Raw genomic sequence first — 23,501 nt, 5'->3', positions numbered from 1 at the left:
TTCGGGAGTTTATTCATTGGTGAATATTTAGTTTATAATAGTAGCTAATTTAATAAACATATGATTTTTTACAAGATGTAAATATTTCCTAATCAAGTATAAACTCAAAAAAAAAACTTGAGTCAGACTTTAATTAAAAAATCTAACCCAAGTTTATATCTTATTTAAATAGAAATTATTTTAAGTATTCTTTTAGTTTATCAATAAAGCCTTCAATAATTTAGATTTTTAAACCAATTCGCAGTGCATTTTGATTGGAGTTGTTTGTTGTAAATGCTTCTCTATTTGGTATTTATTAAAGTTATCCCATTTTGGTGCAGTGCTTGTTTTTTGTCCGTACATAGAATCTAAACAAACATTATTGTCTTTATATTTATGATGTAAAACATCTAAAATTTTAAAGAAAAACTGATCTAGCATTACAATAGCTTCAAATTCAGATTTTAAGGTATTGTAGTTACTGTCTGATGGATTTAACAGCTGTAATAAGTTGAGCACTTCGTTCTTTTCTTCTTCATTAATTTCAGTTAAGTATCCAGTTGTTAAAGTTTTATAAACCAAACTGTTCCAAGCAGCACTGTCATGTCCCCATTGTACATCTGGCAGATTTAAAGAATGCTCACATATTAGAATAATCGATAAAAGAACATCATCTAAATATTCAGTTGGAAACTCATCAAAGCTTCTGAATTCAAAACCACTTTGGTACATTTTTTCCTGATTAAAATCAAGTCCCAGTTCTGAAAGCAATTCATATTGCATGTCAGCTTCAATTTGATCTCTCCACCAGATATTTTCTTCTTTTTTAAATTTCAGTAGCTTTCTAAAATCATCTACGTTATACGTTAGTATTTTACCTTTTGGCATGGCTTTGTTATATGTTCCTACGCCTATGTAACGTGACATGGCATTTCTCATAGAGCCTAAAGTGAATTTATTGTCTAAATTATATTTATTACTGATTACTCCCATAATGTCAGGACTTCCTAGAGTTGCTATAAAGAATGGCTCAAACCATTGTAAGAGATAAATTGCATTAGCATGTGTTTTTTCAAAATCACTATAATTAATAATTCTACTATCTTCTGTTAATGTTGGTAAAGTTATATGGAAATGATATGTTCCAGTATTAAATAAAACCAGATTTTCCTGATTAGTCATAAACATATTAAGACCATTATTGTATTTAGGAAAGTTTAATTTCTCTTTTAGCACAGCTGATTCATTAATTTTATCAATAAATAGCTTTTTAGTAGCCTTTAACTCTTTGCAGGAGTCTACGATTGTTCTATTTTCGAAATATTTAGTTACAAACTCGATTGAATCTCCATCAAAATGTACAGAACCCATTGTTTTATTTCTTTGGGTAATCATACTTTGAATATTATACGGTTGATCCTCGAGGAAAAGCTCCATGATTGATTTTCCAAGATATTCAGGATTTTCAATTGGTTCAACTATTTCTGCAGTATTAAGTAATGGAATTACTTCTGCTAATGTTTTATGCTGATAGTTTATATCTAGTTTTTCTAACGAATGACTATTCATCATTCTGCTTACTAAATAGTTTTCATTTAAGCCAAATGCTTTTTTCAACAAAGGATTCAAGCTATCTGGTTTGTAGCATTTTCTATAATCAATACTGTATCTCTCAAAACCAATTTTTTCTTGTATAAACTCACCAGAGACTATTAAGGGGTCTTCAAATTGCAAGTAGGTTTCATTTTCTAATCCTATGCCCCAATAATATTTTTTTGTCTGTGTGTTTTTCATTTATACTAATTGTCTTTTTTTGTGATTAATTAAAATTTTTAAAGCCTTTATTTGAATATATGAGCTTAATCTGTTTAAAATAGGGACAAAACAATTTGTGATGGATTAACATAATAGTTGCATCCATTAAAAACGTTTAATTTTATTTTTAAAATTATAGAAATTTATATTTTGTCCTCAGAAACTTGCATTTGTATCGACTGAAAGATTGATAAAAAGGTAAAATTTTATAATGAAGTTATAAAATTACGATTGTCATTAATTGCTTTTATATCAATAATTTAAGCGGATGAATAGTTCAATTATAACTTTGGCTATTCATGTTTTTTCCAAGTAGCGAATGTAGTTCTTTTTTACGTGATTTCCAATTGTGTAACACATTGATAATCAGTAATTATTTTTGTTTTAAACAGTCAAGATGATTGTTTTTATTTATTCATGGTAATAAAGTACATAAGAAGAATACAATTCATCATTCCACCAATCTTTTCTAATCTCTGAAAAGTAATTATAATTTAGTTTTCCTGCTTGTGATTGGAGCGGATAGACTACTACACCATTTTCACGGTAGGCTTTGTTTGTGTCTGTTTCGGGAACAACAGGAACAATATGTCCAGAGAGCCCTTTTTGTTTTCTTTTTGCGCAGATTATCCCAATTCCACCATTGGCATTTACCTTGTTTTGAATTTCATCAACAGTATGCATTCTTTCCCAGCCAAAACTAGCTCCCCATTCTAGAAACCAATCGTGTAAAGCACTAGAATAAATGCGATCAACAGTTTGTTTAAAAACGGCTTTTTCTTCTTGTCCTTGCAATATTCTTTCCAGCGCTTTTCTTGTCCACCAAACAGTTGGGAGGTACACTTTACTGAAATAACAATAATCGTATGAGTACACATTACAATAAGTATCTTCTGTAGTTATTTGATACCTAATATTAGTTTCAACATTTAGTTTTTTAATGAGTTGGCCAATACTTTCTTTTTTACTAGCAACATTTGTCAAATCCCTATATGGGATACTAGAATCTTGAATAGGTCTTTCCTTCTTTTTAATAGAATCTAACTGAGATTCTGAATCAGGTAATAAATCAGCTTTTTTTATTAGCTTATTGGCTATTGGATTGTCTTCTAATAATACTATTTCTTCTGTTATGGTATGTTTTCCCATCTTAACTGCTTAAAATTAATTGGCTTTACGTTATAGATATTGACTATTGGTTCAACGTAATTTTGTGCACTAAAAAGTAAATATAGGTATTTTAACTTTTCTAAAGGGTCTGATAAAAGACAAATTATAGAAAAATTATGATTCATTTCATTAATCTATAGCTTTTAAAAAGCTTTATTCTCAGTGGATTTGCTTATTATTTGTGTAGTTCTATTTTTTAATAATTCAGTTGTAAAATGGTGTATTTCAGTACGCTTAGTTGATTGTTTTCTTTTTAAGAGCTGTTTAATTAGAGATTCAAAAATCATATAAAAATAGATGATATTTCTAATAGTTTTTTTGAAAATTAGCGGGTTATTTATTCGTATTCTTTGAAATTTTTTAAATTTATTTTATTATAACTGTTTGAGTGCGCTCAAAATAAATTTATTATCAAAATTTACTATAAATTATATAGATAGTCTATTGCCTAAATTTTAGCATATTTATACCTTGTTAAAAAAAATCCAAACTGATACTATGATTAGTTTTTTAAATTTTTATTCTTAAGTCTATTTAGGTTGAAAAGGTTAGTCCTTTATTTTTAAAATTACTAAATAGTGCCTGACGAGCACTACTGATTGTTTCTTCGGTACGGTAAATACTGCACCAAAATTTTACTAATAATTTATAATTTCCATCGGATATGGCAGTGTAATAAATTTGTGGAGTTCTAGAATCATTTATCAACGACTGACTCTTTAATGCTTCTAATACGATTAGGTTAATGTTTTCTGGAATTATATCACCTATTACTTCAAAGGAAATTTCTACAAGTTTAAAATTATCTGTGTAGGTCCAGTTGGTTATATTTTGAGATAATAAATTACCATTTGGAATAATTATTTCAGCACCATTTGGAGCATTAATTTTGGTAGTACGGAGTCCCATTGCTTTTACACGACCCGATTGAGAGCTAATCTCGATAACATCACCAATTTGTATCGGTTTATCAAAGATCAAAATAATACCAGATACAAAGTTACTTACAATGTTTTGCAAACCGAGTCCAACACCAACTCCTAAAGCACCTAATAAGATGCTAAGTTTGTCTAATGGCATTCCAGATGCTGCTACAGCCAATAAATAGCCGCCAATTAACACAACAAGACGTGTGATTAATAATTTAGAATGCTGACGTTTATTTACGTTCTCTTCATTTTCTTCATCAACTTCACCAAAAAAGTAAGCAACATATTTTTGCAGAAGATGGGCTATCCAGATTATAATAAAAAATAAAACAATATTTTCTAGAGTAAAAGTGATGCTTCCGATAGTATTAGGATGGGTAAGAATTGATTTAAATGAAGTACGCAGCGACTCCCAAATATTTAAATTAGATGCAATTACAACCAACCACATATAACTAATTACTATTATGAATGGTTTTTTTAGATTATCTGATAAGCTTTCATGATCAAAAATAGTTTCGATACCACGTTTAATTCTTGTAGTATATATTTGTAAAAGGATAATTTCTAAAATTATTTTTAAAAGCACACTAAGAGCAATAATTTGGGTAATTGCAATAAAGGCAGTAAGGCTAAGCATATTTGAAAGGGAAACTCTTCCGAAAACATTAAAAATTATAGCCAAAATAGTTAGGGTAATGAATATTATACTAGCTAACTTAAAGAAAGCCTTTATGTATAATTGATCTTTTATACTCTTTAGTTGTACTAAACCATATCGTATTCCTAAGACATTAATCACGATAAAAGCACAACGCTGAAACAAGCTAATCCCGATAAACAAATCTAAAAAACAAAGTATCGAAAATAGTCCTACTAAGAGAAACAAGTTTCGCATAGATTCTTTAGACCAATGATTTTTAAAAAGAATAGTAAGGGCCACAAGTAGAATCAGTTGCAATAATTCTATAAATAATGCGGGAGCATATAAGTTACTTACTATAGCAATATTGAGACCAATTACAATTATAGGAACGATGATACTACTGTTTAGGTATTTAAAATTAAGAAGAGAAAGGTTATCAAAGTGATTGTTATTTTTTAGGTATTTAAGATTGCGTGATATATACCATGCTAATAATCCCATAAAAAAAGCCAAAGTGATTAATCCACTCATACTGTAGTTTAAGTAATAATTGACTACACTATTTTCTATAGCAACTTTTCCTTTGATGTTTTTAGAGATCTCTTTTTTAGCAATAGTATCATTAGTATTCCATAAAAAAGGATATTCTTTGCCAAGAATGCTTATACTCGATTTTTCAAGTTTCTTTTCAACTGTTAGAAGGGCACTTGACACGGCAATCTTTCTTTGTACAGTTAGCCTGTTTTTGGTATTTAAAATCTCTAGATTGTGGTTCATAAGACTATCTGTACTCAAATAGCTTTTTTTCAGATTAAGAAATTCATTCTTAAACTGTTTACGAAGAATTGTATCTTTTAAAAGAGTAATTAAAGCTTTGTCTTTACGTAAGTCGACAAATCGGCTTTTGATTTTATCAAGGTTTTTGTTGCGCAAATTAATAGCAGCATTTTGTTCATCTAGTTCCTGACGAATTTCTTGTAGAACAATACGATACATTTGCTGATTACGTACATTGGGGTTTGCACCTTTTAAATTAGTTAGTATAAGATCTAATTTATGTTGGGTTCTGTCGATTTCTGCAAACAGATGAAATGTGTTTGTTTCAAAATCAGCATCATTATATGCAGATTGGACAACTTCTCCAGCCTTTTCGATTGCCATAAGATAATCGCTATCGGTATTGGAGGTACTTTCGAATAATTTTCCGCTACCTTCATTTTTTGGTGTAGGAGTAGAGGATTGCGAGTATGCTAGTGGAGAGAATAAGAATATTGTTAGTAACGATAATAGACAAATAATCTTGTTTTTGAGAAGCATCATATAACTCATGTTTAGCCTTCAAATTTAGAAAATAGATGGGTATAATGCTTATGAAATACAAACTTTAAGTATTGTTTACTAAAAAGCAACCATGTAATATGTGCTAAGTTGGTTTAAGCAAAGCGTTTAAAAATTTATATTTCCTTAAATGACTTATATTGTTTTAAAAATTAAGGTAATTTGTTTGGTCAAAAAACATCCACCATATAAGTAATGTAAGTTCATAAAAGCTAAGTGTTTGGAAACTTATATTTTTTAAATGACTTATATGGTTTAAATAGTTTTATAGCCAAACTATATAAAAACTTATTTCTTCATTATCAATGCTTTATTGTACTCATAGTTCATTTTTGCAATAGATAATACCGATATGCCTTGTGGACATTCGACTTCACAGGCTTCGGTGTTAGAACAAGCTCCAAAACCTTCTGAATCCATTTGGTTAACCATTGTTAGCACCCTTTTTGAAGCTTCTATTTTTCCTTGAGGAAGTAATGCTAAGTGTGTTATTTTGGCACCAACAAATAGGGCAGCACTAGAATTTTTGCAAGTTGCAACACAGGCACCACAACCTATGCATGCAGCAGCATCAAATGAAGCTTCGACTGTTTCGTATGAAATAGGAATGCTATTTGCCTCAGGAGCTTGACCCGTTGAAGCTCCGATGTAACCGCCAGCAGCAATGATAGAGTCAAAAGATGTTCTGTCAATTTTTAAATCCCGAATTATAGGAAAAGCTGTTGCGCGAAAAGGTTCAATATATATAGTATCACCATCCTTAAAACTTCTCATATGTAGCTGGCAAGTAGTAGTCTGTTTTAAAGGGCCATGCGCTCTTCCATTAATCATAACGCCACATTGTCCACAGATACCTTCTCTACAATCATGGTCAAATTCAATAACACGCTCTCGGAGTTGGATAAGTGATTCATTTAAAAGATCAAGCATTTCCAGAAAAGACATATGTTCGGTAACGCCATCTATTTCGTAATCTACCATTTTTCCTTTGGAATCGGCATTTAATTGACGCCATATTTTAAGATATAGTTTCATATTTTATAATTTAAATTATTTGTAGCTGCGTACGGCAAGTTCAACATTTTCGAATACCAAAGGTTCTTTGTGTAGTTCAGGAGGATTAGTTACCCCTTTCCATTCCCAAGCCGAAACATAACAATAATCGGCATCATTGCGTACCGCTTCACCTTCATTAGTCTGATATTCCTCTCTAAAGTGTGCACCGCAAGATTCTTCTCTTTGCAAAGCATCATGACACATTAGCTCTGCCAATTCTATATAATCGGCTACACGTCCAGCTTTTTCTAATTCGCTATTTAAAGTGTCGTCACCTGTAATTAGTAAATCCTTTTCAAAAGAAGCTTTCAATGTTTTGATAGCCACAAGAGCTTCTTCAAGATTTTGTTTGCTTCTGGATAATCCACATTTTTCATAAAGCAATCTCCCTATAGTTTTATGGAAATAATCGGTAGATAGGTTTCCTTTGCTTTGCAAAAATTGGTTTAATTGATCTCTGACTGATTTTTCTGCTTCTGCAAAAGCGGGATGGTCAATGCTAATTTTAGAAGTATTTAATTCTCCAGACAAATAATTCGGAATAGTATAGGGCGCTATAAAATAGCCATCGACACAAGCCTGAAGCAGCGAATTAGCACCAAGTCTATTCGCACCATGATCGGCAAAATTAGCTTCTCCAAGTGCAAATAGCCCTGGAATTGTTGTCATCAGTTCGTAATCTACCCAAAGACCTCCCATAGTAAAATGTGCAGCAGGGGATATCAGCATCGGTTCTTTGTAAGCATCAATTCCGTTTATTTTTTCATACATAGCAAAGAGATTGCTGTATTTGGCTTCGATAGTTTTTTTGCCTTGAGCGGCTATAGCATCTGAGAAATCAAGATATACTGCATTTTTCATTGGTCCAGCACCATGTCCGGAATCAATACGTTCTTTGGCTGCGCGAGAAGAGATATCTCTAGGGGCGAGGTTTCCAAAGGCAGGATATTTGCGTTCTAGATAATAATCTCGTTCTTCTTCGGGAATAGAATTAGGAAGTCTGTCGTCACCAGCTTTTTTAGGTACCCAAATACGTCCATCATTTCGTAATGATTCAGACATAAGAGTAAGCTTTGATTGATTTGCTCCATGTTGTGGAAGGCAAGTAGGGTGAAACTGAATCCAACTTACACCAGCCATATAAGCGCCTTTTTTATGAGCTCTCCATATTGCCGAACTATTACAGCCCATAGCAAGTGTAGACAGGTAATAGACTTTGCCATATCCACCAGTTGCAAGTACGACAGCGTCGGCAGCATGACGTTCTATAGTTCCTGTTTCAAGGTTTCTGGCTATAATTCCTTTGGCTTTGCCATCTACCAAAACCAATTCTAGCATTTCATGGCGCGTATGCATCGTAACTTTTCCGGTGTTTACTTGGCGTAGCAGTGATTGGTAAGCTCCTAGCAAAAGTTGTTGCCCTGTTTGTCCACGCGCATAAAACGTTCTCGAAACCTGTACTCCTCCAAAGGATCTATTATTAAGATAACCTCCATATTCTCTTGCAAAAGGTACACCTTGAGCCACCGATTGATCGATTAAACTAGCAGAACATTCTGCTAATCTGTACACATTGGCTTCACGTGATCTAAAATCTCCACCTTTTATAGTATCATAAAACATCCTAAAAACGCTGTCACCATCATTTTTATAATTCTTAACAGCATTTACACCTCCTTGTGCAGCAACTGAATGGGCTCTTCTGGGAGAGTCCTGAAAGCAAAATGATTGAATGTTATAACCTTGTTCAGCAAGTGATGCCGCACAAGAAGATCCCGCAAGTCCTGTTCCCACAACTATAACAGTAAGTTTTTTTCTGTTGGCAGGGTTTACAAGTTTAGCTTTGGCTTTATAAGTATTCCATTTATCAGCAAGAGGGCCGTCAGGTATTTTTGAATCTATCATTTTCTTACTATTTTAAATAAATATAAAGAGGAATTGCCATGAAACCTCCTGTAATGATTAGGGTATATCCCCATCCGAATATTTTTATAGCCTTTACATATTTTGGGTGGTAAAGCCCTAGTGTTCTTGATGCACTAAAAAAACCATGCAACAAATGAAATCCTAATGCTACAAAAGATATTTCGTAAATTATAACATACCATAGTTGTGAGTAGGATTGTACAACAATCTCATAAAGGTCTTTGTTTCCAGCGGCATCTACTGGCAGATCTGTAAATTTATATACATACCAAAAATCCTTAAAATGAATGATAAGAAATAAGAGTAGGATAGTTCCTAATATTCCCATGTTTCGGCTATTCCACGCACTGGCAAAATTTCTTTTGTCATAATGATAGTTTTGCTTACTTGCAGTATTGTTTTTTATTGTGACTATTATAGCGTAAAGAGCATGAGATAGTAAAGACAAATAGAGAACCCATGAAATGATTTTGATAAACATATTGCCAGACAATAGTTTAGAGTACCAATTAAATTGTTCTCTTGCCTGATCTTCGGGTAAAAAGAGCTGTAGGTTACCTAGTAAATGGATTACAAGGAAAAAGCATAGAAAGAGACCAGTGGTTGCGATAATGATCTTGTTTTTTAAAGTAGTAGAATTCATTTATTTGCAAGATTATTTAATAACTTATTCATTTAGAGAGCCTAATTTACTATTTATGATTGAGTTCTAAGGAGAATCTTTTAATTAAAATTATTAATTGTAATGGGTTTAAATAACCCAGTTGTATCCTTGTTGAGATAATTATTTTAATAAATACAGGTTGTTATTTTGAACTTATATTATAAGCTTTAAGCATCTTTAGATTATTATATCTAAACGAATTAGAAATACTTCAAAAAAAGGACTAGAAATCTGATTATTGTTTAATTTTTAGGTATGCTTATTAATAAATGAATTATTGAAAATAAAATAACAATTTTAATATAAAGTACGTAATTATTTAAGGGAAAATAAATGTATTTTTGTAGGATTTTGCAGTATTTTTTTTATATTTGTGGACATCACATGCTTTATATAAAATTGAATATTTGAAATTGTATAAGAAAAATATCTTCTTATTTATTAACTTGAGTTACAAATTTTGATAGGAAGGGATACTTGAATAGATTAAATATTTGAGGGTGATTTTAAAGACTATTGAGATATTTACAATACACCAATCTAGTTAATTATCTAGAGAAACATTTACTATTATTTTGCAGTATAATTAACTATACCTGTAAAGCTATAATTGAATAAACTATTCCCCAAACTACATAATAAGAGTATCATTATTCCCATAAATTTTATAAATTATGAAACAAAACAAACTTTTTTTAGTAGTCATTTTTTGTTCTTTTATCTTGTTAAGTAGCTCATTAAGTGCACAGTTGATGACAGTAGAATCAAAAGATATTTTAAACGGAAAACCTAAAATTACAGCAAGATTCATAGGTAAACTGAAGTTAAATGGTATTTATGATATTAAGGGCAATCTTGATGGAAATAGCTCTTTTTTTATTCACAAAAATGATGTTTCAGGTTTGAATATACCTGCTTTTTGTATGGATATGAAAGAGTAGCAGTTGCGTTTTGTAAGTATGATTCAACTCAATAATGATAAAGAATTAAAATACAGTGATGGTAGTAAAGTAGGTGCCAACGCTGTACGCATTAATTTGGGAATGTTATTTACTTTATAATAAGATGATTAACCCAATAAATATTAAAAAAATGAAGAAATTAGTACTTGTGTTTTTGTTGTTTTTAGCAACATCTATGGCTTTTGCACAACAAAAGCCAAGAATTATAATTCTTGCTACCGGAGGAACTATTGCAGGTGAAGGGAAATCTTCAGATAGAGCAGGGTATACTGCGGGTAAAGTTCCTGTATCAGATCTTATAGGGAGCATCCCAAGTGTAAATGCTATTGCAGCTATTAGTGGCGAGCAAATATCGTCTGTAGGAAGTCAAGATATGAGTATAGAAATTTGGAAAAAGTTAGCAGTACGTATTAATGAAATAGCTAGTAAAAATGAGGCTGATGGTATTGTTATTACACATGGTACCGATACTCAGGAGGAAACGGCTTATTTCCTGAACTTAGTTTTACCAAATGATTTGCCAGTTGTAATTACAGGTTCTATGCGCCCAGCAACAGCTATTAGTGCAGATGGGCCTAAGAATCTTTTTGACGCTATTACAGTTGCAGCAGATCCTAAAAGTAAAGGGCGAGGAGTATTAGTTTGTTTTAACGAATCAATATACGATTCAAGAGAAGTAACTAAAACGAGTACTACCAAAGTTAATGCTTTTAAATCTCCAGATTCAGGTCCGCTTGGAGAAGTATATGACGGCCGTGTTGAATATTATAAGACATCAGTAAGAGGAAATTCGAAAGAAAAATCTTTTGAAGTAAATAAAAACACAAAGTTGCCTAAAGTTGAAATTGTATATATGTATGCAGATGCATCCCCAGGTTATATTGATTATCTGGTAAATCAAAAAGTAGATGGAATTGTAATTGCAGGAGTTGGAAATGGAAATTTCTCTAAGGCTTTTACTGATGCTATAAAAAAAGCAACTAAGGCTAATATTGCCGTATGCCGTGCAAGTCGTTGCAGCGAGGGCAGAGTAGTCCTAGATGGAGAAACAAATGATAATGAACTTGGTACAGTAGTATCGGATAATCTTAGCCCACAAAAAGCTAGAATATTGCTGATGCTTGGGCTTACAAAAACAAAAAATAAAAAAGAACTGCAGGAATATTTCTTCCGTTTTTAATTTCCTTTAATTAATTTAATAAATAACATTATGAGCAACTTTCGTACAGAGCACGATTTTCTTGGAGAAAAAGAAATACCAAACAATTGTTATTATGGAGTACAAACAGTACGTGCCAAAGAAAATTTTGATATAACAGGAATTCCAATAGGATCAGAACCTTTATTTATTAAGGCCTTTGGTCATGTAAAAAAAGCTGCAGCAATGGCCAACAGAGATCTTGGTGTATTAGATGCAAAAAAGGCAGAAGCAATTATTTATGCATGTGATAGACTAATTGCAGGAGAATTTGCTGATCAGTTTATAAGTGATCTAATACAAGGAGGAGCAGGTACATCTACCAATATGAATGCAAATGAAGTGATTGCCAATCTGGGACTGGAATATATGGGGCATAAAAAAGGAGAGTATCAGTACCTTCATCCTAATAATGATGTAAATCTTTCGCAAAGTACAAACGATGCTTATCCATCAGCTTTTAGAATAGCAATATATCTTAAAATAGAATATTTTACCGAAGCATTGGCGCAACTACAAGAAGCCTTTTTTCAAAAAGGGAAAGAATTCGCTAATGTTATTAAAATGGGACGTACACAGTTACAAGATGCGGTACCAATGACGTTAGGACAGGAGTTTAATGCTTTTGCAACAACTATAGGCGAAGACGTAATACGTTTGCGTCAATCAGAAAGATTGATTAGCGAAGTAAATATGGGAGCTACCGCCATTGGTAGTAAAGTAAATGCACCTGAGGGTTACCCAGAACTTTGTGTAAAATACCTTGCCGAAGTAAGTGGTGTTCCAGTTACTCTTGCAGGCGATTTATTTGAAGCTACTTATGACCCTAGTGCCTTTGTAGAAGTAAGTGGAACGTTAAAAAGAAGTGCAATTAAATTGAGTAAAGTTTGTAATGATCTTCGTTTATTAAGTAGCGGACCTCGATGTGGTTTTAATGAGATTAACTTGCCAGCGCTTCAGCCAGGATCTTCGATTATGCCTGGAAAAGTAAATCCTGTTATACCAGAAGTAGTAAACCAGACTTGTTTTTATGTTATCGGAGCCGATTTAACGGTTACTATGGCAGCAGAAGCAGGACAATTACAACTAAATGTAATGGAGCCTGTAATTGGGTTTGCCTTGTTTACATCACTTGAATATCTTACCAAAGCTTGTAATACTTTAAAAGACAAATGTATTGTAGGAATCACAGCTAATGCTGAACATGCTAAAGATTTAGTTATGAATAGTATTGGTATTGTTACACAACTGAACCCAATTCTAGGATATGAATCTTCAGCAAGTATAGCCAAAGAAGCGCTTAAAACAGGTAAATCGATACATGATATTGTTGTAAACGAAAGAAAACTGATCACTCAAGAAAAATGGGATGAGATATACTCAATAGAAAACCTGATTAATCCTAAATTTATTACTTCATGATAGTAGTACAATTCGCTATACTTATGGCCATGATCCTTATTGGGTCACGGCTTAAGGGAATAGGTCTTGGAGTTATGGGAATGATAGGGCTACTTATATTTGTCCTGTTTTTTCATATGCGCCCAGCCGATCCGCCTATAGCGGTACTGCTTATCATTCTAGCCATTGTAACCACAGCTGCCACATTGCAAGCAGCAGGTGGTTTGGACTATTTGGTAAGTATTGCTGAAAGAATTATTAGAGGTAATCCCAAGTATATTACGTTTATTGCGCCATTTACAGTTTTTTTCTTGTGTTTATTTGCAGGTACAGCACATATAGTATATTCACTACTTCCTATCATAGCCGAAGTATCTGCCAAGAAAAGAATACGACCAGAACGACCACTGAGTATATCAGTTATTGCATCACATATGGCACTTACAGGTAGCCCAATGAGCGCGGCAACAGCTTCATTGGCAGCGATACTGGCATATTCTACAGCAGTTGTAGATATAATGAAAGTATGTATCCCTGCTTGTATGATAGGAATTGTAGCTGGAGTTATTTCAGTATGGAAAAAGGGTAAAGAACTTAGCGAAGATCCAGAGTTTATCGAAAAAATGAAAGATCCTGAATTTGCAGAGAGTATAGACAAAACATCAGAATCGAACAGAGAGTTAAAACCTGGTGCTAAAACGGCAGTTTATATCTTTGGAAGCGCCATATTACTCATCATATTTTTTGGTGCATTTCCGCAATTTCTTCCAAATGTAGGAGCGGGAGAGGCAGGATTTGCAGTAGGGGCAGATGGAGCTATTAATCTTACGGGATTAATAATCATGATTACACTATCAGCTTCGGCATTGATAATGATAATAACAAAAACACCTCCTGTATTAATATCAAAAATGAGTTTATTTACCTCGATGGCTACCGCAGTTGTATCAGTACTTGGTGTAGTATGGATGAGTGCTACTTTTATGGGAGCTAATAAAGTTTTAATAGAAAGTACTTTTAGAGACATAACCACAGAGTATCCTTTTACTTTTACTTTCGCATTGGTCATCATGGGAGCACTAACTTTTAGCCAAGCTGCTACTACAAAAATCATGATGCCAATAGGATTGTCTTTAGGAATTGGTCAGCCACATCTTATAGCTATGTTTCCTGCTGTAAATGCCGACTTTATACTTCCAGGTTACCCTACATTGGTCGCTGCAATGGATTTTGACCGTACCGGTACAACCCGTATTGGTAAATATGTAGTTAATCATAGTTTTATGCTTCCCGGACTTGTTACGATTGCCGTAACGATTGCTTCAGGTTTTTTATTAAGTATGTTTTTGTAGTATTGATTTTGAGTAAAAGCGGTACATAATAATAAAACATGTTATTAAAAACAGCATTCTGATTGCATTTTTTAAATAATAAAGCCCGATTCTTTATAGAATTGGGCTTTATGTTTCTTATTGATAGAATTATTTTTGAAAAAACAATAAGCATAAGTTCCTTGAATAACAGTAAATTAAGTAGTGTACTTAGTTTAATACTTAATTTTATTTAAAAATAATTCATTTTTTGTATTGTTTAACTGTATAAACTACCTATCTTTGCACCCGAAACAACGCGGGATAGAGCAGTAGGCAGCTCGTCGGGCTCATAACCCGAAGGTCACAGGTTCGAGTCCTGTTCCCGCTACTAAGACAAAAGCTTCAGAGAAATCTGGAGCTTTTTTATGCAGTAAAGTATTTTGGAGTTTAATGGATCAACACGAAAAGCTGCGGAGCAGTAAAATCATCCCAAATAAAAAATCAACTTTCCCTTAAGTCAATTGTTCAAATTCGTTGTAGCAGTTAGTAGTTGGTATTTATAAGAAGTCTTTATGTAGTTGTTGGCTTGACGTTTCACTATCAATGACTAAATTTTCCACTTCCTTATTTTTTTTTCAGTGATTTAAAAGGAGAATGTTATTTCGATACATGTTATTGTATAATTCAACTCCATCTTTTGAAATAATCCAAAGACTCCCTAAAGTTTTTTATATTAATTTCTCTTCATAAGTTCTTCAAAATTTAGAATTTTTGATAAATTGATCTACAAGCCAGCTTTCTTCCAAGCTAATTTAAGAAATATTTTTACTAGAATTTATTAGCTTTTTTATTATCCGATAACTTTACATTTTTTCTATTTTTAATTAAACTTTAACAGTATGAAGCATATTACCATCGAAGAACTTGCCAGGCATTTATATTTATCAAAATCAACTGTTTCAAGAGCACTTCGAAATGCTAAAGATGTAAACAGCTTTACTAAAGAAAGAGTACTGTATGCGGCTGAACAATTAGGTTATAAAACTGTTTCGTCTGTTGTAGGTTTAAAACCAGAAATCAAAACCATAGGATTTATTGTTCCTAAAATAATATCACCATTTTTCACAAAAGTACTTCAAGGAGTGCGTAATGTTTTATATCCACTGGGCTATAAACTTATAATACTAGAGTCAGATCATAATCAGGAACGTGAAAGAGAGAACCTTTTGCATCTTGAAGCTTTTAATGTTAACGGAATCATTATCAGTATCTATAGTGATTACAACCTATATACCTGTGAAGGAATCGTAAAAAGAGGTACTCCTGTTATTTTATTTGGAAAAAAGCAATCAAATAGATCAGAAAGTTCGTTTCCAATTGCCAATGATTATATCGCAGCTTCATTAACAATAGAAAATCTCATTAATAGTGGACGCAAGCGAATAGCATGTATTATTGGTCCTAATGAACTCAGAAAAACATCTGAACTTGCTCGCGGATATGACCGGATTTTGGAAAAACACCAAATAAATAACCCCGAACTCCTAATAGAAACAAAAGGAGAATCGTTAAGTGATGGAGAATTTGCAATAAATAAACTTTTGGAAGCAAATATTAAATTCGACAGTATTTTTGTCCTTACAAGCTTGATGGCGCTTGGAGCTGCATCGTATCTGCAAAGTAAAAATATTGATATCGTTAAAGAGGTTAAGATTTTTAGTTACTCCGGAGAAAATTTTACTAGTTCAAATTTTATCAGACCAGAACATCGAGAACCACTTCAGGAACCATCAAAAATAGGAGAAACTGCAGCGGAAATTGTACTCGAAAAAATAAAAGATAATCTAGATCCAAATAATATAATATCATTTTATCCGGGTTTTATCGATATGCGTCCTTCTGAACATCAGGAATTATGCGCAGGAATTGAATATCTTCATTTCTCACAAAAGAAAAAAAAGAAATTAGTTACCAGAACAAGCTTCATTTTTGATTAATTATAGTCCAATAAGCTGATCTTAACAGGGGCATTTTTTACTTTTCTTTTAGTGCGTATTTGTCGCTTGTTAATTTATAAACTGTCATATTTTAATGATGTTGTTTTGTTTAAAGTGAATTTATTTTTTATACGAAAGTTTTTATAAACTAGCCCATAACGTTTCGGAGCTACCCGAAGATCGGGATTTTTACCACAAAACTCGATTAGAAGAACTAAAGCTTGATTAACCACTAAATTGCCTTTGGAACACGAAACCCCGCCTTTTTGGTAGGTGCTGTTATAGGGCGTTTTTATTTGCATCTGTCGAGTTTTAGTGTCAACATTTTTCCAACGTCTTCTTGTTTTTCATAACTGTCTTGCGAATAGTCTTTGTAAACCCATTTGCCATTTTGCTTTTCTAGAAAATCTTTAATGTTGTCAAACAATGGAGCTTTGTCTGAAGCGAAATTAAAAGCATCTTCGTGAATTCCGAATTGCTTCAATAGCGTCCATTTGTCTTTACATAAAGAATATATTTTACAACTGTTCACTCTACTATAGTCTAAATAGTCAATAACAAGGGCAATTTCGTCTTTGCCGTCAGCATTGTTGTCACCTATGTTTATTAGGCAATAAAGTCCTTGTGCTGTTCCTAAACGTAGTGTGTCTTGGTTACTTTTATTTATTGTCAAATACAAGTCTGCGTCTTGGTCGTAAAACCATTTCACAACTGTGTCCCACTCATTTTGAAAAGGGTCAGCTGAATTTTCAATTTCGGCTCTTAAAACTCTTGAATAATTGTGCTGAAAAATTGTATCTTGTTTATTGTCTCCGTCAAAGTCGCCAAGCACAAACAGTTTCTCCAATTTATGAAGTTTGACTTTATCGTCAGCAGTTTTAGTGACAGTTGAATTGTCAATCGTTTTTTTTATCTGGTTGTTACAACTTAAAAGTCCTAAAGTTAAAATCAATATGTAAAATGTCTGTTTCACGGTCGTCTTTTAAAATGCCCTATAACATGTATATATATATCTGACAAATGTCTGGGTTTATTTGTTTTTAAAAATCGGATTTTTATTTCATATCTCAAATATACTATTTGAAATTTAAAATATCACCCCCCGAATTTATAAGGGACTAAAATATTTAGAATAAGAAGAAATTGCTTCTTTAAAGGGATTGCTTTTTAACTTACACAACTGCCTTCAAGCCCAACGAAACTTTAGCTACTAGCCGTTGTTATTTAATTAGATTTCCATTTTCGTCCCATTGAGTAAATTTGTTTTTTATTCCATCTCGAATAAAATTTACTTTTCCATTTTCATAATAAGATTTATAATAGATTTCTCTTCTATTCTTTACTTCACTTTCGTATTTTAAATTCCCATTTCCATAAGAACTATAAAATTTTCCATTTGGAATTCCGTTAACAATATTTTGAAAAAGTGATATTTTTCCATTGCTGAAATAGCAAATGATTTTTCCATTATATTTTAAATTTTCTTTGAAAAGAATATTTTTTTCATAACGGCCTTCAAATACCAACTTTCCGTTTTCATTAAAATATTCTACATCATATTCATCTTTTAATTTATTCGTGTATTTTTCCATAAAATTGCCATTAAAATAATGATAACTACTTGATACATTTTCAATGAATTTGACTTTTGTTTTTCCATTTTCCCAACATTCTGTTGTTTCATTTTTTTTGTTATCAAATTGTTGCTTCAAATTTCCATTTTTTTGGTATTCAATATTTTTACCAATTTGATTCCCGTAATTATATTCTCTTGTCCATTTAAGTTTTCCATTTTCATACCAGTCAATATATTTGTCGTGACACTGATTGTTTTTTACTGAACCAATTGATTTTTTCTTACCAGATTCATAAAAAGAAAGATTTACATATTCTGTTTTAGTTACAATAAATCTCAAAGATTTGATTTTATTAGTTGCATAGAATATAGTATCAGCAGAACTGAAATTTGTAGGTTTAATTTCTAAACTTTCTATTTCTCTATCAATAACAGTTTTTTTTTCACAAGAAGTAAATGAAATGGTCACAAAGAAGATTAAAAGTATATTTTTTTTCATGTTATTTAGTTATTATAGTTTGGTATTGTACAAAACCAACCTCACATTAAGTTTATTACCTAAATCCGTTGAAGCTGTTAGAAAGTAGCTTTTTTTCTTTATGTTTTTATTTCAAAAACTTTTTCAAAATCAGTTACAAGTTTCTTTTTTTTCCGCAACAAATAAAAGCGACTAATAATGGCAAAACCAAAAATAATTGGATTTATTATTATGTATACTTTGGAAGGCTCCGATTGTGTGTAAAGCACTAAATTAAACATAAGAATTCCAATTGTAGGCATATATTTTAACCAATAATATCCAAATCCAATAGGTTTAACTTCGTAAGTTATTTCAGTTTGAGTATTGTTTTTTGAATTAATTTTTCCAGAAATAATAAATGGTGCTGGAAATAAAGTTGAGTTTTTTGTTAGTTCAAATTTTGCTTTATCGTATGTTCCATAAAAACTTTTATTTGACTCTCCAGATATTGAAAAGACAGCGAATGGAGTTCCTTTAATTCTCGGATTTCCATATTTTGTATTTTTATTTAAACGTTCTCTAAATTGTGCAATATTAATTTTTGAAACCATTTTGTTATATTCAAATTTTTTTTATGATTTTCTATTTGTTTTGAACAGTTATTTTTTAAGAAGGTTTTTGTTAACTTATTTATAGGTGTAACAAACCACAAAACTACCCAAATTAGGGTAAATATATGTGATAAGTATTATATTTTCATTATAAGTGATTAAAATGATATTGAGATAAAAACCGAAAGTAAAAGAATCTGGAATGCTTCCAGCTACTAAGACAAAGCTTCAGAGAAATCTGGAGCTTTTTTGTTTTAATACTTTGCGTTCACGAGCGGGACGATCGCGCCAGCAAACCCATGTTGGTGGCCATTTTTATTCTTCGTCTGTCAATATTTTGTTTATCTCGTTCGTAAAAAAAAAGTCAATTGTTGCATTGTCAATATTTGGGCTAATGTTTGTCGTGATATGAGCAAACTCGTCTCCAATGTCATAGCCCCAAGCAATATTCCAAACAGAAATTAGTCTGCCGTTTTTCAATTCAACTTTTGTTTCATGTCCATCACGACTTTTGAAAATGTCAATTATATTTTTGTCTTTATGTTCTGTCTGTTTCAAACTTATTTATGTTGTTGGAATTAATAAACTACAGTCTTTGTATTCAATTATTCTATTTCCTGTTTTCGTTTGGATTTCAATTTTTATCCTCGTAGCTTGAATGTGATCTCTTTCCGTACCCCAACTTTTATTTACCTGTCCAAAATTTATGATTTCTAAAATAGTAGGTTATTCAAAAAAGGGTATTTCGTCAATGCGATAAAAAATGACCTCAGTAAATCTTAAAATTCTTTGTTCAAAAACATTGTCTTCCCAATTAATCGGGAAGTCTAACAGAAAGCCAAGATAATGATCTTGTGTATTTTCTGTTACTCTTAATATTCGTGAGTTGTGAAACGAGTAATCGTCAATATTCATAAGGTGTCTGTTAAAATCGCTATCAACGTAAGACTATGAAAAAACTAAAATCAACCTCTGGAGAATTTTATATTTGAGTTTTTTCTTTGGTAGCCCTCCGAATACTTTCTAAATTTAAATTAGTTTTTTCACAACCTGATGTCCAGTTATTACAGCGGGTTTGGTACTAAATTAAGCCTATTTTGGATTTGCCTAATCATCCCAAATGCAAACCATTTTTCCATCGAGTAAATTGCTCAAATCCGTTGTAGTTGTTGTATGCCACCAATTTTATTGCAGGGTTTTAATTAATACTTTAGTAGTTTTGATAAAATATCTCATAGAGGTATCATAATCTCTTAATGATCTTTGTATACTTTCATTTATTCTTACGATGTTACCATACCAATAAGACGCAAGTACTGAATGTTCTTTTAATTTTTTTGCAGATTGTATCTTTTCATATTTACTAGATAGAGAAATAAATTTTTTTGATAAAAATTCATTAACAGTGTATCCGTGATCTATATTCTCTTGAGTTAACCAAGCATCAATTATTGATTTTACTTCAATTAGAAATTCTTTTTCTAAAGATATTATTGCTGGATTATCCATATTAGATAGTAGTTCTGTATATAAAACTCGCATTTCAGTAAGTGGCTTTGTCAATATTTCGTTTAATCTATTTATCTCATCTTGTGCTGGCTTCATTTGTTCATACATATTATTTTCCCAGAATTCAATATTGGACATATTTTCCCAAACTTTTATAAAACATTTGCTTCTTAATTTACTTGTTTTACTGCTGTATAAAATGTTTTCAATTCCAGTAAAAAAGCATTCAAATGTTTCTTTATAAGTCATTGAATTGAGAATGGAAATTTGAAAAAATTGAATTTTACTGATTGGAACGACAGTGAATGTTTTAACATTTAAATGCATCAATTGTAACTTTATAACTTCACGTCTTTTATTTAGGGAAGTAATCAATGATTCAAGGTTATTGATAAAAATCTTTCTATTTGCCTTTCTAATGGAGTGTTTACTAATAGTTTTCCCTACAGAAGTGAAAATATAACCTAATGCAAAAACAATAACTGTTATTATTATTGTTGCTGAAGTATTACTATCTATATTAAATAATTGTTCAATAATTTTTTGAATATTCATTTCAGCTTCTATTTTTGAATGTTTAATTGATTTCTGTGCTTTGGCTGTAAACAACGTTCTGGTACTAAATTAAGCCTATTTTCGGATTTGCCAAATCTTCCAAATACAAGACCATCTTTCCATTAAGCAAATTGACCAAATCCGCTATAGTGGCTGTTATGTGTAGTGTTTTTATTCTTCAACAAAGAAATCCTCGTCAAGATGTTTTACCTCATAAACTGATTTTATTTGAACTCCAACAGTATATTCATACATCAAATCTACAAGTTTGTTGCCATCAATAAGTATAATTTTATGATGAGCATTTTTTGCTTTTTCTTCGGCACCTTTGTCAAATTGAGATGTTGTTACAAAAACACCTTTATTTGTATCACCACTCATAGCACCAATAAAATTTCGGATATCCTTTTCTCTAACTTTATTTTCTGCAAATCTTTTTGCTTGAATGTAAATTTTATCCAATCCAAGTTTATCTTCATTAATTATTCCATCGATTCCACCATCTGCAGATTTAGATGTTTCAATAAAATCTCCATATCCCATTTTTTTCAGAAGTATTAAAATTACTTTCTCAAAATAATATGGATCCATAGTTTTTAACTTATCAAGTAAATCGTTTTTTACTTCATTTTCAATTTGACTAAATCCTTCATTAATTAAATCTTCTGGAGTTTCTGTTTTTATTTCATCAACACCTGAAGTTTCAACTTTTTCTTTATATGGATTTAAAGAATAGATGTCTGATTTTATTTGATTTAAGCTTATTTCAGTTGAAGCTTTATTACCTTTTTCAGTTAATTGTACATAGCCTCTTTTGGGATGTAACAAATAGCCTGCTTGTTTTAAATATGAAATTCCCCAATTTAGTCTATTGTGAATAAGTATGTCTCCAGATTTGATTCTCTGAGCCAAAAGTTCTTTTGGAATTTCACCATAATATTTTTCAATTACTTTTTCACGAAGTTTTGCACGTGATATATTATCTTCTATTCTTAAAGTTTCTAAAATTGGTTTAAAAGTTTCGTAAAACTTTGGTATTTCTTTGGTCATTTAATTTTGAGTAATTTAGGTTAACATTACATATAACTTATATATATATCTGAGGATATTAAACTTATCTACCCTATATTGGAGCGCTATGTCTGACAATTGGCAGTGTTTATCTCTTCTCAAAAATAGGATTTTTATTTCAGAAATTATCCAATAGACTTTTTATTTGTTGAATACTTTTCGTACTTAAATAAATATAAATTGGAATAGTTTTCTACTACCAAAAAAAAATCTTGTATGTAACGTAAATCAGTTCCGCTTTCTGATCATAAAAACAAGAACGAAACAGACATACCTTGATTCAACTGAGGTTTTAACTTTTTGGTTATTAGAATTCATCCCAAAGCAGAACAAAATCGGATATAATATCTGACAAAAGAATATTTTATGAGATATTTTTTTATCTTTGAAACTCAGGATTTTTAAGCCAAATGGCTTTATCTTTGAGCCTTTAGAAAAATTGATATTCATTATGGAACAGAAAATACATCAGGGAAGAAACGTAAAACGCTTCAGAGAAATGCTTAACATAAAACAGGAAGCATTAGCTTATGATCTAGGAGAAGACTGGAATCAGAAGAAAATTTCTATGCTGGAGCAGAAAGATGTAATTGAAGACAATTTACTTAAACAAATAGCAGCAGTATTAAAAATTCCTGTAGAAGCTTTTCAGAATTTTGATGAAGAGCAAGCAATAAATATTATTTCGAATATTTTTCATGATACTCAAGGTTTGATAAATTATAGTCCAACTTTCAATAATAACCCAATTGATAAATTGACCCAACTTCACGAAGAAAAAATTGAATTATACGAGCGTATGCTTAAAGAGAAAGATGAAATGATGGCAAGGCTTGAAAAGCTAATCACTAAATAATCTTTTATAAAAATATATTAATTCTGTAAAGAGACTTTCGAGTCTCTTTTTTGTTTTTCGATCTAAAATATATGCACATCAGTTAGTTTTTAATCATCCTATAAATAATGAACAACTAATCATGAATGTAAAGATTAATGAAGAATTCAGCAGAGTAGGGGCTATTCTTAATCTAGATTTGAGTAAGTATGAATAAGAATGCTAATTCGTAAAAAAATGGTTAGCTATTTGAATACTTCCCAGTACTAAGACAAAGCTTCAGAGAAATCTGGAGTTTTTTTGTGTCAATTTTGGATTCAGTTTGTTAGCAAACTTTAGATTTTATTAAATCAACACAGAAATAGTGGTTAGACTAAAATATTTTTTTTAAATAATCTTAAAACTAGATATTTTAGAAGCTACTATCCTATGTATATCAGTACTTTTCTACTTTGTGTTTAATTTTTTTATAAAAAATCTTACTAATTTA

The 23,501-nt window shown here is 31.3% G+C and carries 18 protein-coding genes and 1 tRNA gene; 7 read left to right on the top strand and 12 right to left on the bottom strand.

Features of this window, described 5'->3' with window-relative positions:
- Positions 1 to 228 precede the first annotated feature (228 nt).
- The 6 genes from IUY40_RS06980 to IUY40_RS06955 form a co-directional block, all read right to left on the bottom strand.
- Entirely contained in the window at positions 229 to 1,773 is a 1,545-nt protein-coding gene (locus IUY40_RS06980) for a hypothetical protein (protein ID WP_195736144.1), read from the bottom strand.
- Positions 1,774 to 2,205: 432 nt separating this feature from the next.
- Positions 2,206 to 2,943: a hypothetical protein gene (locus IUY40_RS06975; protein ID WP_195736143.1), complete on the bottom strand. Its 738-nt coding sequence runs from the start codon at positions 2,941 to 2,943 to the stop codon at positions 2,206 to 2,208.
- Between the two features lie 555 nt (positions 2,944 to 3,498).
- A complete protein-coding gene (locus IUY40_RS06970; RefSeq protein ID WP_229335433.1) occupies positions 3,499 to 5,859 on the bottom strand; it encodes a mechanosensitive ion channel domain-containing protein in 2,361 nt (786 codons plus the stop codon).
- A 306-nt stretch (positions 5,860 to 6,165) separates the two neighbouring features.
- Positions 6,166 to 6,912, bottom strand: a complete 747-nt coding sequence (locus IUY40_RS06965) for a succinate dehydrogenase/fumarate reductase iron-sulfur subunit (RefSeq protein WP_195736142.1) — start codon at positions 6,910 to 6,912, stop codon at positions 6,166 to 6,168.
- A gap of 15 nt (positions 6,913 to 6,927) precedes the next feature.
- Positions 6,928 to 8,838: a fumarate reductase/succinate dehydrogenase flavoprotein subunit gene (locus tag IUY40_RS06960; RefSeq protein ID WP_195736141.1), complete on the bottom strand. Its 1,911-nt coding sequence runs from the start codon at positions 8,836 to 8,838 to the stop codon at positions 6,928 to 6,930.
- A gap of 7 nt (positions 8,839 to 8,845) precedes the next feature.
- Positions 8,846 to 9,502: a succinate dehydrogenase cytochrome b subunit gene (locus IUY40_RS06955; RefSeq protein WP_195736140.1), complete on the bottom strand. Its 657-nt coding sequence runs from the start codon at positions 9,500 to 9,502 to the stop codon at positions 8,846 to 8,848.
- A gap of 695 nt (positions 9,503 to 10,197) precedes the next feature.
- On the opposite strand from IUY40_RS06955, the gene IUY40_RS06950 reads away from it, so the two are divergent.
- The 6 genes from IUY40_RS06950 to IUY40_RS06925 all read left to right on the top strand — a co-directional run bounded on the left by IUY40_RS06950 (position 10,198) and on the right by IUY40_RS06925 (position 16,394).
- Positions 10,198 to 10,464, top strand: coding sequence for a hypothetical protein (locus tag IUY40_RS06950; RefSeq protein ID WP_195736139.1), 267 nt, complete (start codon positions 10,198 to 10,200; stop codon positions 10,462 to 10,464).
- A 151-nt stretch (positions 10,465 to 10,615) separates the two neighbouring features.
- Positions 10,616 to 11,665, top strand: a complete 1,050-nt coding sequence (locus tag IUY40_RS06945; RefSeq protein WP_195736138.1) for an asparaginase — start codon at positions 10,616 to 10,618, stop codon at positions 11,663 to 11,665.
- Positions 11,666 to 11,695: 30 nt separating this feature from the next.
- Positions 11,696 to 13,105, top strand: coding sequence for an aspartate ammonia-lyase (gene aspA, locus IUY40_RS06940; RefSeq protein ID WP_195736137.1), 1,410 nt, complete (start codon positions 11,696 to 11,698; stop codon positions 13,103 to 13,105).
- Complete coding sequence (locus IUY40_RS06935) at positions 13,102 to 14,436, top strand: anaerobic C4-dicarboxylate transporter family protein (protein ID WP_195736136.1); 1,335 nt, start codon at positions 13,102 to 13,104, stop codon at positions 14,434 to 14,436. Before aspA ends, IUY40_RS06935 begins: the two co-directional genes overlap by 4 nt.
- 276 nt (positions 14,437 to 14,712) lie before the next feature.
- A tRNA-Met gene (locus IUY40_RS06930) sits at positions 14,713 to 14,785 on the top strand.
- A gap of 511 nt (positions 14,786 to 15,296) precedes the next feature.
- Positions 15,297 to 16,394 (top strand): LacI family DNA-binding transcriptional regulator, encoded by a 1,098-nt coding sequence (locus tag IUY40_RS06925; RefSeq protein WP_195736135.1) that lies wholly within the window; start codon positions 15,297 to 15,299, stop codon positions 16,392 to 16,394.
- A 292-nt stretch (positions 16,395 to 16,686) separates the two neighbouring features.
- Here IUY40_RS06925 and IUY40_RS06920 read toward each other — a convergent pair whose 3' ends face one another.
- The 6 genes from IUY40_RS06920 to IUY40_RS06895 form a co-directional block, all read right to left on the bottom strand.
- Positions 16,687 to 17,367, bottom strand: coding sequence for a hypothetical protein (locus IUY40_RS06920; RefSeq protein ID WP_195736134.1), 681 nt, complete (start codon positions 17,365 to 17,367; stop codon positions 16,687 to 16,689).
- A gap of 247 nt (positions 17,368 to 17,614) precedes the next feature.
- Complete coding sequence (locus IUY40_RS06915) at positions 17,615 to 18,469, bottom strand: hypothetical protein (RefSeq protein WP_195736133.1); 855 nt, start codon at positions 18,467 to 18,469, stop codon at positions 17,615 to 17,617.
- A gap of 98 nt (positions 18,470 to 18,567) precedes the next feature.
- The gene (locus tag IUY40_RS06910) at positions 18,568 to 19,041 is read right to left on the bottom strand and encodes a hypothetical protein (protein WP_195736132.1); all 474 of its coding nucleotides are present in this window, start codon (positions 19,039 to 19,041) and stop codon (positions 18,568 to 18,570) included.
- 315 nt (positions 19,042 to 19,356) lie between these two features.
- The gene (locus tag IUY40_RS06905; protein WP_195736131.1) at positions 19,357 to 19,599 is read right to left on the bottom strand and encodes a hypothetical protein; all 243 of its coding nucleotides are present in this window, start codon (positions 19,597 to 19,599) and stop codon (positions 19,357 to 19,359) included.
- A 627-nt stretch (positions 19,600 to 20,226) separates the two neighbouring features.
- Positions 20,227 to 21,105 (bottom strand): hypothetical protein, encoded by an 879-nt coding sequence (locus IUY40_RS06900; RefSeq protein WP_195736130.1) that lies wholly within the window; start codon positions 21,103 to 21,105, stop codon positions 20,227 to 20,229.
- Between the two features lie 171 nt (positions 21,106 to 21,276).
- Entirely contained in the window at positions 21,277 to 22,155 is an 879-nt protein-coding gene (locus tag IUY40_RS06895; RefSeq protein ID WP_195736129.1) for a restriction endonuclease, read from the bottom strand.
- 472 nt (positions 22,156 to 22,627) lie between these two features.
- Here IUY40_RS06895 and IUY40_RS06890 point away from each other — a divergent pair, with 472 nt between their 5' ends.
- A complete protein-coding gene (locus tag IUY40_RS06890; protein ID WP_195736128.1) occupies positions 22,628 to 23,032 on the top strand; it encodes a helix-turn-helix transcriptional regulator in 405 nt (134 codons plus the stop codon).
- Positions 23,033 to 23,501: the final 469 nt, after the last annotated feature.

The organism is Flavobacterium sp. ALJ2, from assembly GCF_015594725.1.
Classification (GTDB): Bacteria; Bacteroidota; Bacteroidia; order Flavobacteriales; family Flavobacteriaceae; genus Flavobacterium.
The sequence above is the reverse complement of the archived record's forward strand: the minus strand, read 5'-3'. Positions and strand labels throughout refer to the sequence as shown.